Consider the following 13,409-nt stretch of genomic DNA (forward strand, 5'->3'; position numbering starts at 1 on the left):
CACGGCAGGGGGAAGCTCATGGGACAGATCGGCACGATGAGACGCCGCGTCGAGCGTGCGACAGCCATCGTCGTCGCCGCGGGGCTCGCCGCCTGCGCGCTGAGCAGTTGCAGCGCCGGGCCCGCGCCCTCGTCGACCGTCGCTGTGGACACGGGCACCCGCCCCAACCAGGATGTGGTGGCGCTGCCCACCGACCGGGCGTCGGCGATCACGGCGGCGCTCACTCTGCTGCCGTCACAGATCGACGAGGCCCTGCGCCGGTCGGAGGTTCCGGGGCTGGCGGTGGCGGTCGTGTCCCACGACGAGGTGCTGTACACGAACGGCTTCGGCGTTCGCGATGAGTCCACCGGCGCGAAGGTCGATGCCGACACGGTCTTCCAGATCGCGTCGCTGTCCAAACCGATCTCCGCCACCATCCTCGCCAAGGCGATGACCCAGGATCCGTCGCTGACCTGGTCGACACCGGCGCACACGCTCATGCCGGGTCTCGCACTCGCCGACCCCTACGTGACCCAGAACATCACCGTCGGCGACTTCTTCGCACACCGCAGCGGCATCCCGACGGGAGGCGGCGACGATCTGGAGGATCTCGGCTTCGACCGGAACTACATCCTCTCCCACCTCAGCGAGATCCCCCTGCAACCGTTTCGGACCACGTACCAGTACTCGAACTTCGGTTTGACGACGGGCGCGGAGGCGGTGGCCGCATCCCGGGGCCAGAGCTGGGAGCAGATGTCGAAGGAACTGCTCTTCGGCCCGTTGGGAATGACCTCGACGAGCACGAGCCACGCCGACTTCCTCGCCGCCCCGAATCACGCGGTGCTGCACGCCCGCATCGGGGAGGACGACTTCCAACCGCTGTTCGATCGCGACCCCGACGCGGAAGCTCCCGCGGGTGGCGTGTCCTCGAACGTGCGCGATCTCGCGACGTGGATGCAGCTGCTCCTCAGCGACGGCTCGCGAGACGGGTCGGCGTTCATCAACTCGGACCCGCTGAACCAGGCGCTCTCGGCCCAGATCGTCAGCTCCCATGCCGGCGACCTCGATCAGCGCCCGGGGCATTACGGGTTCGGCATCAACGTCGGATCCGCCGCGGGCGGCCGCGTCACGCTCAGCCATTCCGGCGCGTTCGGCCTCGGCGCGGCCACCGCCGCCACTCTCGTTCCCGACCTCGACCTCGGCATCGTCGTCCTGACGAACGGTGCACCGGTCGGCCTGCCCGAAGCCGTGGTGCAGATCTTCCTCGACGAGGTGATGTACGGGCACCAGTCCCGGGACTGGGTCGACACGATGCACGGCTTCTTCGCCGGTTTCAACGCGCCGTCGGGCGACCTCGCCGGCCAGAGCCCGCCGACGGATGCCGCGGCATCCGCTCCCGCATCGGACTATGTCGGCACCTATACCAGTGCATATTTCGGCACGCTCACGGTCACCGAGGCCGGCGGTCGACTACGAGGAGCGCTGGGGCCGACGGGGGCGACGACCTTCGACATCACGCCGTGGAACGGCGACACCATGGCGTACGTCCCCACGGGTGAGAACGCTCTGCCGGGATCGCTGTCCTCGGTGGTGTTCGCACGTTCCGGCGGTGCGGTGACGACCGCGACGCTCACCTACCTCAACCGCTACCCGCAGATCGCGGAGCCGTCGGGCCTGGGTGTGTTCACGCGTCAGCGCTGAGGGCGGCATCGCCCACGGGATTGACACGGTGGCGACCGGCGCGAGCGCGTCGTGTGGCGCGCTAGTCTCGCGCCATGGCGAACACGACCGACTGGTCGGCGAGACTGCGCCGTCTCGACGCCGACGACTGGGCCTCCACGCTGGAGGGCGCGTCGGGGCTGCCCGGACCTCGCGCCAACCTCGACCTCGTGGTCGCGGCCGCGCGGACCGCCGGAGCGGCGGAGATCGATGCGCTGGTGCGCGCGGGCGGTGAGTTCGCCACGATGTGCGCGGCCGCCGCGATCGGGCGCGATGCGGCCGCGCCCGACAGCGAGAAGCGAGCGCGTCGCCTCGCACAGGATCCGCGGTGGCGTGTGCGCGAAGGCGTCGTGATCGGCCTTCAGCTCTGGGGCGACGTCGACCCCGCGGCGATGGCGGATCTCGTCGCCGCGTGGGCGACGGCGGCGAGCCCGCTCGTCCGACGCGCAGCGGTCGCGGCGATCTGCGAGCCACGTCTGCTGCGATCGTCATCCGCCGCCGCGCGCGCCGTGGAGATCTGCAGGCAGGCCACCGACACACTCCGCGCGCTCCCCGCCCCACGGCGACGGGACCCCGACGTGCGGACTCTCCGCCAGTGTTTGGGCTATGCCTGGAGTGTCGCCGTGGCCGCGGACCCGACCCCCGGACTCCGCGCGTTTCACGCGCTGTCCAGCGATGACCCCGACGTCGCCTGGATCATTCGTGAGAACCGCCGCAAGAAGCGCCTGTTCTCTCTGGAGGCGGACATGCCGCATCAGGAGCAGGAGTAGAGCGTGAACCCGCCCGCTCCGCCGCCGGACGAGGTCGACTTCGTGTGGGAGCCGGCCGGTGCGGATGGCCAGGTGTGCAGCGTCCGACAAGACGCGGCGCGCACGGCGTTGGCGACCTGATCGCCTTTGGGGGCGTGATCCCTGACGACGATCAGGTGCACCCCGGCGCGGATCTTCGCGGTGATCTCGGCCGCGGTGAAGACGACCGCCTGACCGGAGTAGCCGCCATCGGTGAGCACCTCATCGCCGGTCGCGTCGATGACCGGGGCCGCGATGCTCCACGAGTCCGTCAGGAACAGCGGCGCGCCATCGCGCCCTCCTCCCGCCGCACGGGCGGCGGCAACGAGCTCCACCAGCGGCGGCGTGATCCCCGGCGCACCGCCCCAGACCTGCGGTGGTGACGGCCGGAACGAGGCCGCCACGGCGGCGCGCGGGTCGCCGTGCTTCACTCCGACGTACGCGTCTCCCCCGCTGCCGTCGCGCGCGGCATCCACCACCTGCACGGCGAAGAGCGCGGGTCCTGCCAGAATCGCGACCGCCGCGGCGAGGGCGATCGTGCGGCCGAGCCGTCGGCGCCACGGTGTCCGCAGAGCACTCGCGACAACGAGCGCGCACATTCCCGCAGTGACGGCGATCATCGCGATCCACAGGGGACGAGGCATCCCCGTCACGACGGCCAGCAGCACGCACCACGAGAGCTGGACCACGGTCAGCATCGGCAGGACGAGCCGTCCGGCCCGGCCCGGTGCACGGCGGAGCCGAACCGCCTCATCGACCGCGAAGGCCGCGAGCAACGCCAGCTGCACCCCGATCGCCGACAGATATGCCGTGTGGGGCATGCGTGCCGCCGAGAGGATCGCGGCACCCGTGACCAGCCACACGACCAGGACGACGAACATCGCCGTCGCCGGCGACACGGGCCGAGGTCTTCTCCGACCGCGCCACGTCCGCACCAGCGACCACACACCCAGCCCGACACCGAACAGCGCAGCCGGGTACAGCCACCCGATCTGCCCGAGATACAGCGGATCGATCAGTTTCGTCACCGCCGCTGCGGCGCCGGACGCCGTTTCCGTCCCGCCGCCGCTGCGGACGGCACCGTCGATCGCGTTCGGGAAGAGACGATCGATGCCGTTGTAGCCGAAGACCATCGCGAAGACGTTGTTGTCGGTCGAGCCGTCGACGAACGGACGCGACGCTGCGGGAACGAGCTGCATCATCAGCATCCATGACAGCGAGGCCAGCATCGCGCTCCCGAGCAGCGCACCGACTCGAGCCAGGCGCTGCGGCCAGCGGCCGCCGACGGCGATCAGCGTTCCGATGAGCAGGGCGGGGAGCACGAACCAGGCCTGCATCATCTTCGCCTGGAAGCCGACGCCGATGAACAGCCCTGCCCACAACAGCGGCCACCACCGCTTCGTCAGCACGGCGCGCTGCCACCACAGCACCGCCACGGCGAGCGACATCGTGAGGAGTCCGTCTTCCATGGGATGACCGAACATCGAGACGAAGATCGGCGTGGATGCCGCGGCCGCCGCCGCCATGAGCCCGACCGCACGACCGCGCCACCGCAAGCCGATCAGCGCGCAGGCGAACACCGTGACCAATCCCTCGATCACCTGCGGGAGCGCCAGCGCGGAGGTCGACATGCCGAACAGGCGAACGCTCAACGCCTGCGGGACGGCGAAGCCGCTCAGTTTGTCGAGGGTGACCGTGGCGGCGGGATCGAAAGCACCGAACAGCAGTGCCTGCCAGGACTGCGACATCGAACGCGCGGATGCTTCGTAGAAAGAGAAGTCGCCGCCGCGGGCCAGATTCCACGCCGTGAGGACGGTGAAAGCGACCAGGATTGCGGCAAGGGTGACGCGCGCCCACCAGGGCTCGCGCCACCACCGCGGGAGGGCGGGTGTCATCGGCACGGGCCGACGCTAGGCGCGGCGCTTCGGCGCCCGCTCGGCGGGGGCTGAGGGAAGCCTATGAGGGCCTCTCACCACTGAGGGTGGATGGCTGCGCGCAGGCGGCGATCGTAGACCTCGTGCACGGCCGCATCGAAAGCGGCGTACGCCTCTGGATCGTCCAAGGCCGACGCTGCGGCGGCGTTCGCCGTGGCCTGTGCCGGGGTGCGCGCTCCGGGGATCACCGCGGTCACACCGGGCTGCGCCACGATCCACGCGAGTGTGGCCGCCGGGAGGCTCACGCCGTCCGGAAGCACCGCGGACAGCTCCGTCGCGGCCGCCAAGCCGGTCTCGAAATCGACCCCCGAGAACGTCTCTCCCTTGTCGAACGCCTGGCCCTCGCGGTTGTATGAGCGGTGATCGGCGGCGGAGAAGGTCGTGGCGGTGGTGTAACGGCCCGACAGCAGACCGCTCGCCAGCGGCACGCGGGCGAAGACCGCCACGCCCGCGGCGGCCGCGGCGGGCAGGAACTCGTCCAGCGGCTTCAGGCGGAACGGGTTGATGATGATCTGCACGTTCGCCAGCCCGGGTCGACCGAGGACACGCAGGCCTTGGGCGACCGTCTCGACCGATGCCCCGTATGCCGCGATGGCTCCGGCATCGACGAGACCGTCGAGGGCATCGAAGGTGCGCTCGTCGTCGAGAACGGCCGTCGGCGGGCAGTGCAGCTGAACGAGGTCGAGTGTCTCGACGCCGAGGTTGCGGCGAGAGCGGTCCGTCCACACCTGGAAGTTGGCCGCCGTGTAGTTCTCGGCGCGCTGCTCCTGCCGACGGCCCATCTTCGTCGCGACCGTGATTCCGTGACCGGGGTGCGCCGCGAGGAAGCGGCCGATGATCTGCTCCGAGCGCCCGTCCCCGTAGACGTCTGCGGTGTCGAAGAGGGTGACGCCGGCGTCGACGGATGCCGCGAGCACCGCCGCCGCGTCTTCGTCGGAGACATCGCCCCAATCGGCGCCCAGCTGCCACGTGCCCAGACCGATCACGGACACGTCGCGGCCGGTGTGGCCGAGTGCGCGATGCGGGAGGGAGGAGCGTGCGGGAGGCATGCGTCGAGCCTATCTGCGAGGACGCGCCCGCCGAGGCGGCGTCAGACGATCCCGCCGATCATCGCATCGCGGCGCAGCTGCTCGTGCGTCGCGTGGAACTTCCCGTCCGCCGTCCACCAGGCCTCGTGCCCCGCGGCATCCGGGTGCTGCTCGACGACGGTCGGCCAATGCGCCGCGATGTCTTTGAGGTAGTACCGGATCTCGCCGCCGATCGTGCGCTTCTCGACCTTGTCGGAGGCGTCGAGTTGGTCCTGCGTGGGCTCAGTCATGTGGTCAGCCTAGAGAGCGGTCCGGCCGCGCGCGACGGGTCAGCCCGCGAGCGAGGTCCCGCATTCCGCGCAGAACTTGGCGCCGGCCGCGTTGTCGGTGCCGCAGCCGCGGCACGTGGTGACGACGGCCAGTGGTGACCCGCACTCGCCGCAGAACTTGCCTCCACGCGACTGCGCACCGCACGCGCCGCAGCGCGGCTGAGCCTGAGTCTTCAGATCCGTTGCTCCGACGAGGTCGACGGTCTCCAGTCGTTCCTGCACCTGCCGGCGGCGCGCCTCGGCCTGCAGTTGCGCCAGCTCTTCCGTGGCGATCGGCGAGCACCGCACGCATTGGCCGACGGAATCGTTCCAGCAGACGTCGCCGCACACCCAGTCGCTGCACGCCCGGCACTGGTGAAACCTCGGCGCGATCTCTGCCGTCGCGGCGCGCAGCGCCTCGTCTTTCGCGGGCGAGTTCGTGCCGCGGTCGAGCAGGCGGTCGGCCATTGAGCTGATCTCGTACAGGGACCCTCCGAACAGGTTGCCCAGTCCCCTTGCAAGCTTCTGGCCGGCCGCACGCGGATCACGGCGGAAGGCCGAGCGGTAGCCATTGCCGCAGCGTTCACAGCGGAACTCGAACTGATAGCCGTCGGCGTTGGACAGATCGTTGAAGTTGTCGGTGAAGGGGACGAGCTCGGTCACGTGTGGGTTCCTGTTCGTGTCGGACGCGTCTCGGCGTCGGAGGGGACGGGAGCGGATGCCGAGCTGAAGACCAGATCGACGAGAGGGGCGAAGTCGTAGTCAGCGGCGAACCGAGGGGCCTGCATGAGCAGGAGCGTGTTGATGAGCATGCCGCGCGCCATGAACGCCCACATCTCCGCGTCGGAGGCCCCCAGCTCGCGCAGCACGCGGTAGACCTCCTGGAACATCCGGCGGGACTCGTCACCGATGGCGGGCTCCGCGGTGGCAGCGGAGAAGGCGTGAGCCCACACCAACACCGCTTCAGGCTGAGCGCGCACGAGATCGCGATAGGCGGCGCCGACGCGCTCGGAGTCGAACCCCTCCTCGGCGTCGAACCCCTCCTCGCCGGCGCGTCCGCGCGACGCGGATCGGAATGCCGTGACGATCGCTGCCGCAGCATGCGCGTGCGTGCGGAGGAACAGCTCTCGTTTTGATCCGAAAGTGCGGATGACGTAGGGCTGCGAAACGCCCATGGCCTTTGCTACCTCTGCCGTCGATGTGCCGAAGTAGCCACGCGGCGCGAACGCCCGAACGGAGGCATCGAGGAGTTCCTCGTTGCGCGCGGGCGGGCGTCGGCCGGTCGACATCCAGGATTCCTCTCGGAGCGGGCGTGTTATCGCACGATAACATGAACGCCGAGCGGTCTCCGACTGAAAAAGCAAGAGCCCCGGTGATCCGCCGTGATGCGGATTTCCGGGGCAATCTGTCTTGCTGGGGTACCTGGACTCGAACCAAGAACAACTGAACCAGAATCAGCCGTGTTGCCAATTACACCATACCCCAGGGGGTGACGACCGAAGTCGTACCGAGGGTCTAGCTTAGCCCACGCCGCGACCGAGTCCAAACCGAGCGCCATCCGAGCAGTCTCATAGCTGGCACAACAACGCCGCAGGTGAAGCGGTCCTACCGTGACCGTTGTGACCGCACTCCCCGCTTCGTCCGCCGCTCCGTTCCCGTCCGCCCGCGCCCAGGCGACAGCCCGGCGACGGTTCGGCACGCCCTGGCACTGGTCGCTCCTCACCCTGGGCGTGTTCGCGGCCGTGCTGACGACCTGGGGCGTCGGCGGCTCGATGTCGGATTACTACGCGTCCATCGCGCTGTCGATGAGCCGTAGCTGGCCGAACTTCTTCTTCGGCTCTTTCGACCCCGCCGGCACCGTCACTCTCGACAAGATCCCCGGATCGTTCTGGATCCCCGCGCTCGTCGTCCGCATCTTCGGCTTCTCTCCTGCCGCGGTCATCATCCCCAACGCGCTGGCTGCCGCCACTGCCGCCGTGGTCACTGCGATCACCGCTCGGCGCTGGGCGGGGGTGACCGCCGGGCTGGTCGCCGGCGCGGTCGTCGCCACGACTCCCATCCTGGTCGCGGTGGCGCGCTCCAACCAGCCGGAGACGTTCTTCGTGCTCGCGCTCGCTCTGACGGCGTGGGCGGCGACACATGCGCTACGCCGGGCCAGCTTCGGATGGCTGATGCTTGCGGGCGTGTTCATCGCGGCAGGATTCCAGACCTACATGCTCGAGGCATGGGCCGTCTGGCCCGCGCTCGCCGCTGCCTACCTGTGCACGCGGCAGCGGTGGTGGCGCCGCGTGTGGCACCTCGCCGTGTCCGGAACGCTCAGTCTGGTGCTCTCACTGAGCTGGATCATCGCCGTCTCGCTCGTGCCGGCATCCGACCGTCCTTACGTCGGCAGCACGCTGACGAACAACCCGTGGGAGATGGTCTTCGGCTACAACGGACTCGGCAGGTTCGGCGACACGACCGCCGACACGACGGCGTACCGCTCGTTCACTCCCCCGTTCTCGGGGAACCCGTCGGCCGTCCGACTGCTGAACAGCTCACTCGCCGATCAGATCGGCTGGATGATCCCAACCGCGGTCCTCGCGATCGTGATCCTCGTCGCACTGCGCTTGCGCCTGCCACTGCTGGTGTTCGCAGCCGTGTGGTTCGTCACGTTCGCCGCGATGTTCTCGCTTGTCGCCGGCATGCACCAGTTCTACACGGCGTCGATGGCCATCCCCATGGCGCTGCTGATCGGCGCCGCGTTCGCCAAGGCCCGGCGACGTCGCGTCTTGTGGGCGCAGATCGCGCTGCCGGCAGTGGCGGCGACGACGGCGCTGATCATCAGCCTGAGCGTCGCATCGAATCCAGGAGCCGCGTTCTCGCTGCCGGTCGCGGTGGTACAGGCTCTCATCGCGGTCGCCGCCGTCATCGCCGTCGTCATGGAGCACCGCCGCGCACACGCACGGCGACTGACCGCCGTGATCGGCGTGATCGCCCTGCTGCTGACGCCGACGAGCTGGGCCGTCGTGACGATGTGGTCACCCAACTCGACGAACCCGACGGCCGCGGGAGTGGCCAGCGTGTCCGGTATCGGCGGCGCCGGGGGCTTCGGAGCCGGTGCGCATAGCGGCGCCCCGGGATCGTCGGGCAGCGGCGCGCCCGGCGCGTCCGGCACCGGCGGCGGCTCGGCGCCGTTCGGCGCGGGCCATCGCGGCGACGGGTTCTCTCGATCTACCGGCGAGAGCGGACCCTCCGACGCCGGCACGCGCGGGCGTGCGAACGGCGGCGGTGCGCTCACCCGGGGCTCCGGCGGCTTCACGGGTTCGCCGAGCGGGGTGCAAACGCCTGCCGTCGGCACCGTCGCCTGGTTGAAGGAGCACCAGCAGGGCACCGCGTACCTGGCGGCGACCTTCGGCGCGCAGAGCGCGGCGTCGCTGATCCTCGCCTCGGACGGCGGCTCGTTCCTCCCCATCGGCGGCTTCGACGAGCGCGATCCGGCCCCCACGCTCGCGACGTTCCAGACGCTCGTAGCCGACGGGGCACTGCGATACGTGATCGCAGGCAACGGCGGTGGCTTTGGCGGATTCGGAGGCAGCGGAGGGCCGTCGGGCGGGCTCGGCGGCACCGACAGCGCGAGCACCGCGGCCGGTCAGATCCGCACGTGGGTCGTGGCGAACTGCACCGAAGTCATCGACGCACCGATTTCGGGCCTCTACTCCTGCGGCGCCTGATGCGCCGCGGCTCCCGGCTCAGCCGAGGTGCTGAACCAGCGCGCCGAGGCGACGCACCGACTCTGCCTTGCCCAGCAGCTCCATCGACTCGAACAGGGGCGGGGACACGCGTCGTCCACTGACAGCGACCCGGAGGGGGCCGTAGGCGATCCGCGGCTTCAGCCCGAGACCGTCGATCAGTGCCTCCGACAGCGCGTCCTGCACCGCCGCGGCGGTGAAGTCGTGCTCGGGCACCAGCTCGAGTGCTCCCACGGATGCCACGAGCACCTCCCCCGCATTGGCCGGCAGACCCTTCAGCGCATCGTCCTCGTAGGCGATGTCATCACGGAACAGGAAGCCCAGCAGCCCCGGAGCCTCGCCGAGCAGCTGCATACGCTCCTGCACGAGAGGTGCGGAGACGTCAAGGGTGGTCTGCTGAGCCGCCGTCGGGGGGTTCTCGATCAGGCCGGCGGCGTGCAGATACGGCACGAGGCGGTCGGCGAAGTCCTCGGCATCCAGCATGCGGATATGGTCGCCGTTGATCGACTCGGCCTTCTTCTGGTCGAAGCGGGCGGGATTGGGGTTCACGTCGACGATGTCGAACGCGGCGACGAACTCGTCGAGGGAGAACACATCGCGATCCGCCGCGATCGACCAGCCGAGCAGCGCGAGGTAGTTCAGCAGGCCCTCGTGGATGAAGCCACGCTCACGGTGCAGGAACAGGTCGGCCTGCGGGTCGCGCTTGGAGAGCTTCTTGTTGCCCGTCTCGCCGAGGACCAGGGGCATGTGACCGAATCGGGGCATGAAGTCGGTGACGCCGGCGTCGATGAGCGCTCCGTAGAGCGCGAGCTGACGCGCGGTGGAGGGCATGAGGTCTTCGCCGCGGATCACGTGGGTGATGCCCATGAGTGCGTCGTCGACCGGGTTCGTGAAGGTGTAGAGCGCCTGTCCCCCGGCGCGGACGACGACGAAGTCGGGGAAGGAGCCGGCCGGAAAGGTGACCTCGCCGCGGATCAGGTCGACGTAGGTGAGGTCTTCGTCGGGCACGCGCAGACGCCACGCGGGCTCGCGCCCCTCGGCGCGGAAGGCGGCCTTCTGCTCCTCGGTGAGCTCACGGTCGAAGTTGTCGTAACCGAGCTGCTTGGCACGACCGGCGGACTCGTTGCGGGCGTCGATCTCCTCCGCCGTCGAGTACGACTCGTAGACGGCGCCTGAGGCGATCAGCGTCTCGAGAACTCCGGCGTAGATCTCGCGGCGCTGCGACTGGCGGTACGGCTCGTGCGGGCCGCCCTTCTCGACACCCTCGTCCCAGTCGATCTTCAACCAGGTGAGCGCGTCGACCAGCTGCCGGTAGCTCTCTTCGCTGTCACGTGCGGCGTCGGTGTCTTCGACACGGAAGATCAGCTTGCCGCCGGTGTGCCGCGCGTAGGCCCAGTTGTAGAGCGCGGTGCGGACCATGCCGACGTGCGGCAGACCCGTCGGCGAAGGGCAGAACCGCACACGGACGTCGGTTCCGGTGGCGGTGGTGGTTCGGGGATGGATCGCGGCAGACATCCATCCCAGTCTAGGCCGCGGGCGACGTGACCCTGTGGTCACCGTCGGGTGACGACGACCGCGCGGTGCCACAAGACGTCACCTCCCGGGCCCGCATTACGAGCGTGCGCCCGCGACCGTTGCCAGTTCGCGACCCAGCACAGCGAGAACCGTGCTGACCGACGGCACGCGCTCGGCGTCGCGCGCCGTGACGATGTGCAGGCCGCGCGCCTCCGCCGACGGGAGCGGCGACGTCTGCACACCGGGCAGGGTCGGGAAAGAGTCCACCGCCATACGCGGAAGCGTCGCCACACCGAGGCCCTGCGCGACGAGGCCTTCGACGGCGACGGCGTTGTCGGTCTCGAACCCGATGCGCGGATCGAACCCCGCTCGATCGCACAGTTCCAAGAGGTGCCCGCGGCAGCGCGGACACCCCGCGATCCACGTCTGCTCAGCCAGCTCGGAGACGCTCTCGACGCCGGCGTGACCTGCCGGCAGCACGAGCAGCAGATCGTCACGCCCGGCACTGCGCACCGTCAGTCCGCGCGCGCTCGACCCGTGCGGATCGTCGCGGTCCCCGGGGTAGCTGAACGTCAGCGCGATGTCGGCACGATCCTCGCGAATCGCCTCCACCGCCTCCGGGGGCTCCGCCTCGACATAGGTGAGCGTGAGACCAGGGTGGGATGCCGCAAGCGACGCGAGCAACCGCGGCACCAGCACGGGCGATGCCGAAGGGAAGGCGACCAGACGAACGACGCCGGTGCGCAATCCCCTCAGCTCGGCGAGTTCTTCCGCGACCGCGTCGAACGCATGCGTGACGGCCGGCGCGTGGCGGGCGAGCACCCGCCCTGCCTCGGTCAGCCGCACGCCCCGCCCGACCCTCTCGACGATCGCGACACCCAGACGAGCCTCCAACCGGCGCAGATGCTGACTGATCGCGGGCTGGCTGTATCCCAGGGAGGCCGCAGCGGCTGTGATGGAGCCGGTGTCGGCGATGGCCCGCACGGTCCGCAGGCTCTGCACGTCGAACTCCGGGGTCCTGTCATTCATCCATTCATCATCCCACGGCATGTTTTTCATCCAATACCTGCCGTAGATCTATGCATGGCTCGGCGGCAGGCTGGAGACATGGTCACTGCCCTCGCCGCACCCGCCGACACCCTCACCGCGCTTCGTGCCGAGTTCGGCACGGCGGCGGGCTACCTCGCCGCGTGCACGGCGGGGCTGCCGATGCGCGCCACCCGTCGCGCCGTCACCGCCGATCTCGCGGGGCACCCCGATATCGCCGGGTACAGCCGCGCGGTCGAGGCATCGCGAGCATCATTCGCATCATTGGTGGGCGTCGACGCCGCGAGCGTCGCGATCGGCTCGCAGACGTCGGTGCAGCTGTCTCTGCTGATCGCAGCATTGCCTGCCGAGGCGACGGTGCTCGTGCCCGAGCACGAGTTCTCGTCGTTGGTCCTCCCCTTCGTGCACGCCGGTCGCGGCATCCGGATTCGCACCGCGCCGCTGTCGCAATTGGCCGACGCGATCTCGGACGACATCGACCTCGTCGCCTTCTCGCTCGTGCAGTCGGCGTGCGGCCACGTCGCCGATCTCGATGCCGTCTGTGACGCCGCCGGCGCGGTCGGTGCGCGCGTCGTGTGCGATGCGACGCAGGCCGTCGGATGGATGCCGGTCGACGCCGCGCGCGTCGACGCCCTGCTCTGCCACGCCTACAAGTGGCTGTGCTGCCCGCGCGGCGTGGCCTTCATGGCGCTCAGCGCGGACTATGCCCGTTCCCTCACGCCCGTTCAGGCAGGGTGGTACGCCGGGGAGGACCCGTGGTCGTCGTGCTACGGCGCCGATGCCGAACTCGCCGCATCCGCTCGCCGCTTCGATGTCTCCCCCGCGTGGCAGGCCTTCGTCGGCGCCGAGCCCGCGCTGCGCGCATTCGCACGGGTCGACATGCAACAGGTGCACGCGCATGTCACGGGTCTCGCCGCGTCGTTCCGTTCGCAAACCGGACTCGACGACCCCGAGACAGCCACGGCGATCGTCACCTGGGTCGACCCCGACGGCGCCGACCTCGCTCGCCTTCAGGCCGCCGGCATCACGGCATCCGGACGCAACGGACGCGCCCGCGTCGCGTTCCACGTGTTCAACGACGACGACGACGTCGAGCGAGCCGTCACCGCCCTCGGCCGCTGACCCCCGAGCGACGGCTCTCTCCCCCGCCGCACGGCGTAGACGTGCCGTATTCAGTCTGCGCGCGAGGACCGATCGGCTGGACCCGCGGAATCACGCGGATGCCGAGACCCGCCGCCACCGCGCAGACTGAGTACGGCACGCAAGCGGGACCAGCCGGCACGGGAGTCGGCGCCGGCATCGGCTGGACGCGCTGGGCGTGCGCGCTGCGCTGGGCGTGCACAGGACGCCGATTCCGCGG

At 69.8% G+C, this 13,409-nt stretch carries 11 protein-coding genes and 1 tRNA gene; 4 read left to right on the top strand and 8 right to left on the bottom strand.

Annotated features, from left to right (window positions below):
* The first annotated feature begins 18 nt into the window (after positions 1-18).
* Both DEU37_RS12790 and DEU37_RS12795 read left to right on the top strand, forming a co-directional pair.
* Positions 19-1,680 carry a serine hydrolase gene (locus DEU37_RS12790; protein WP_121191018.1) on the top strand — a complete coding sequence of 554 codons (1,662 nt, stop codon included), beginning with the start codon at positions 19-21 and terminating at the stop codon, positions 1,678-1,680.
* Between the two features lie 74 nt (positions 1,681-1,754).
* Positions 1,755-2,468, top strand: coding sequence for a HEAT repeat domain-containing protein (locus tag DEU37_RS12795; protein ID WP_121191019.1), 714 nt, complete (start codon positions 1,755-1,757; stop codon positions 2,466-2,468).
* On the opposite strand, the gene DEU37_RS12800 is transcribed toward DEU37_RS12795, so the two are convergent.
* The 6 genes from DEU37_RS12800 to DEU37_RS12825 form a co-directional block, all read right to left on the bottom strand.
* On the bottom strand, positions 2,453-4,381 hold the full coding sequence (locus DEU37_RS12800; RefSeq protein WP_121191020.1) for a glycosyltransferase family 39 protein: 1,929 nt from the start codon (positions 4,379-4,381) through the stop codon (positions 2,453-2,455). The two genes, DEU37_RS12795 and DEU37_RS12800, sit on opposite strands and share 16 nt — an antisense overlap.
* 74 nt (positions 4,382-4,455) lie before the next feature.
* Entirely contained in the window at positions 4,456-5,469 is a 1,014-nt protein-coding gene (locus DEU37_RS12805) for an aldo/keto reductase (RefSeq protein ID WP_121191021.1), read from the bottom strand.
* A gap of 41 nt (positions 5,470-5,510) precedes the next feature.
* Positions 5,511-5,738: a hypothetical protein gene (locus DEU37_RS12810; RefSeq protein WP_121191022.1), complete on the bottom strand. Its 228-nt coding sequence runs from the start codon at positions 5,736-5,738 to the stop codon at positions 5,511-5,513.
* A 39-nt stretch (positions 5,739-5,777) separates the two neighbouring features.
* Positions 5,778-6,419 carry a zinc ribbon domain-containing protein gene (locus DEU37_RS12815; protein WP_121191023.1) on the bottom strand — a complete coding sequence of 214 codons (642 nt, stop codon included), beginning with the start codon at positions 6,417-6,419 and terminating at the stop codon, positions 5,778-5,780.
* Positions 6,416-7,045: a TetR/AcrR family transcriptional regulator gene (locus tag DEU37_RS12820; RefSeq protein ID WP_121191024.1), complete on the bottom strand. Its 630-nt coding sequence runs from the start codon at positions 7,043-7,045 to the stop codon at positions 6,416-6,418. The genes DEU37_RS12815 and DEU37_RS12820 overlap by 4 nt, the downstream gene beginning before the upstream one ends.
* Before the next feature lie 124 nt (positions 7,046-7,169).
* A tRNA-Gln gene (locus DEU37_RS12825) sits at positions 7,170-7,241 on the bottom strand.
* Between the two features lie 134 nt (positions 7,242-7,375).
* Here DEU37_RS12825 and DEU37_RS15160 point away from each other — a divergent pair.
* Complete coding sequence (locus tag DEU37_RS15160; protein ID WP_310790704.1) at positions 7,376-9,469, top strand: glycosyltransferase family 39 protein; 2,094 nt, start codon at positions 7,376-7,378, stop codon at positions 9,467-9,469.
* 18 nt (positions 9,470-9,487) lie between these two features.
* Here DEU37_RS15160 and gltX read toward each other — a convergent pair whose 3' ends face one another.
* Both gltX and DEU37_RS12840 read right to left on the bottom strand, forming a co-directional pair.
* Positions 9,488-11,002 carry a glutamate--tRNA ligase gene (gene gltX, locus DEU37_RS12835; RefSeq protein WP_121191026.1) on the bottom strand — a complete coding sequence of 505 codons (1,515 nt, stop codon included), beginning with the start codon at positions 11,000-11,002 and terminating at the stop codon, positions 9,488-9,490.
* A gap of 96 nt (positions 11,003-11,098) precedes the next feature.
* Positions 11,099-12,061, bottom strand: coding sequence for a LysR family transcriptional regulator (locus DEU37_RS12840; protein WP_121191027.1), 963 nt, complete (start codon positions 12,059-12,061; stop codon positions 11,099-11,101).
* Positions 12,062-12,109: 48 nt separating this feature from the next.
* Between DEU37_RS12840 and DEU37_RS12845 the strand changes: the two genes are divergently transcribed.
* A complete protein-coding gene (locus DEU37_RS12845) occupies positions 12,110-13,171 on the top strand; it encodes an aminotransferase class V-fold PLP-dependent enzyme (protein ID WP_121191028.1) in 1,062 nt (353 codons plus the stop codon).
* The last annotated feature ends 238 nt before the right edge of the window (positions 13,172-13,409 follow it).

The sequence above is a fragment of the Microbacterium sp. AG790 genome, from assembly GCF_003634765.1.
Taxonomy (GTDB): domain Bacteria; phylum Actinomycetota; class Actinomycetes; order Actinomycetales; family Microbacteriaceae; genus Microbacterium.

Bases quoted from the DNA above. Each gene is read 5' to 3' on its own strand.
- DEU37_RS12790 (WP_121191018.1), top strand. From the start codon at position 19: ATGGGACAGATCGGCACGATGAGACGCCGCGTCGAGCGTGCGACAGCC.
- DEU37_RS12795 (WP_121191019.1), top strand. From the start codon at position 1,755: ATGGCGAACACGACCGACTGGTCGGCGAGACTGCGCCGTCTCGACGCC.
- DEU37_RS12800 (WP_121191020.1), bottom strand. From the start codon at position 4,381: ATGACACCCGCCCTCCCGCGGTGGTGGCGCGAGCCCTGGTGGGCGCGC.
- DEU37_RS12805 (WP_121191021.1), bottom strand. From the start codon at position 5,469: ATGCCTCCCGCACGCTCCTCCCTCCCGCATCGCGCACTCGGCCACACC.
- DEU37_RS12810 (WP_121191022.1), bottom strand. From the start codon at position 5,738: ATGACTGAGCCCACGCAGGACCAACTCGACGCCTCCGACAAGGTCGAG.
- DEU37_RS12820 (WP_121191024.1), bottom strand. From the start codon at position 7,045: ATGTCGACCGGCCGACGCCCGCCCGCGCGCAACGAGGAACTCCTCGAT.
- gltX (WP_121191026.1), bottom strand. From the start codon at position 11,002: ATGTCTGCCGCGATCCATCCCCGAACCACCACCGCCACCGGAACCGAC.
- DEU37_RS12840 (WP_121191027.1), bottom strand. From the start codon at position 12,061: ATGAAAAACATGCCGTGGGATGATGAATGGATGAATGACAGGACCCCG.
- DEU37_RS12845 (WP_121191028.1), top strand. From the start codon at position 12,110: ATGGTCACTGCCCTCGCCGCACCCGCCGACACCCTCACCGCGCTTCGT.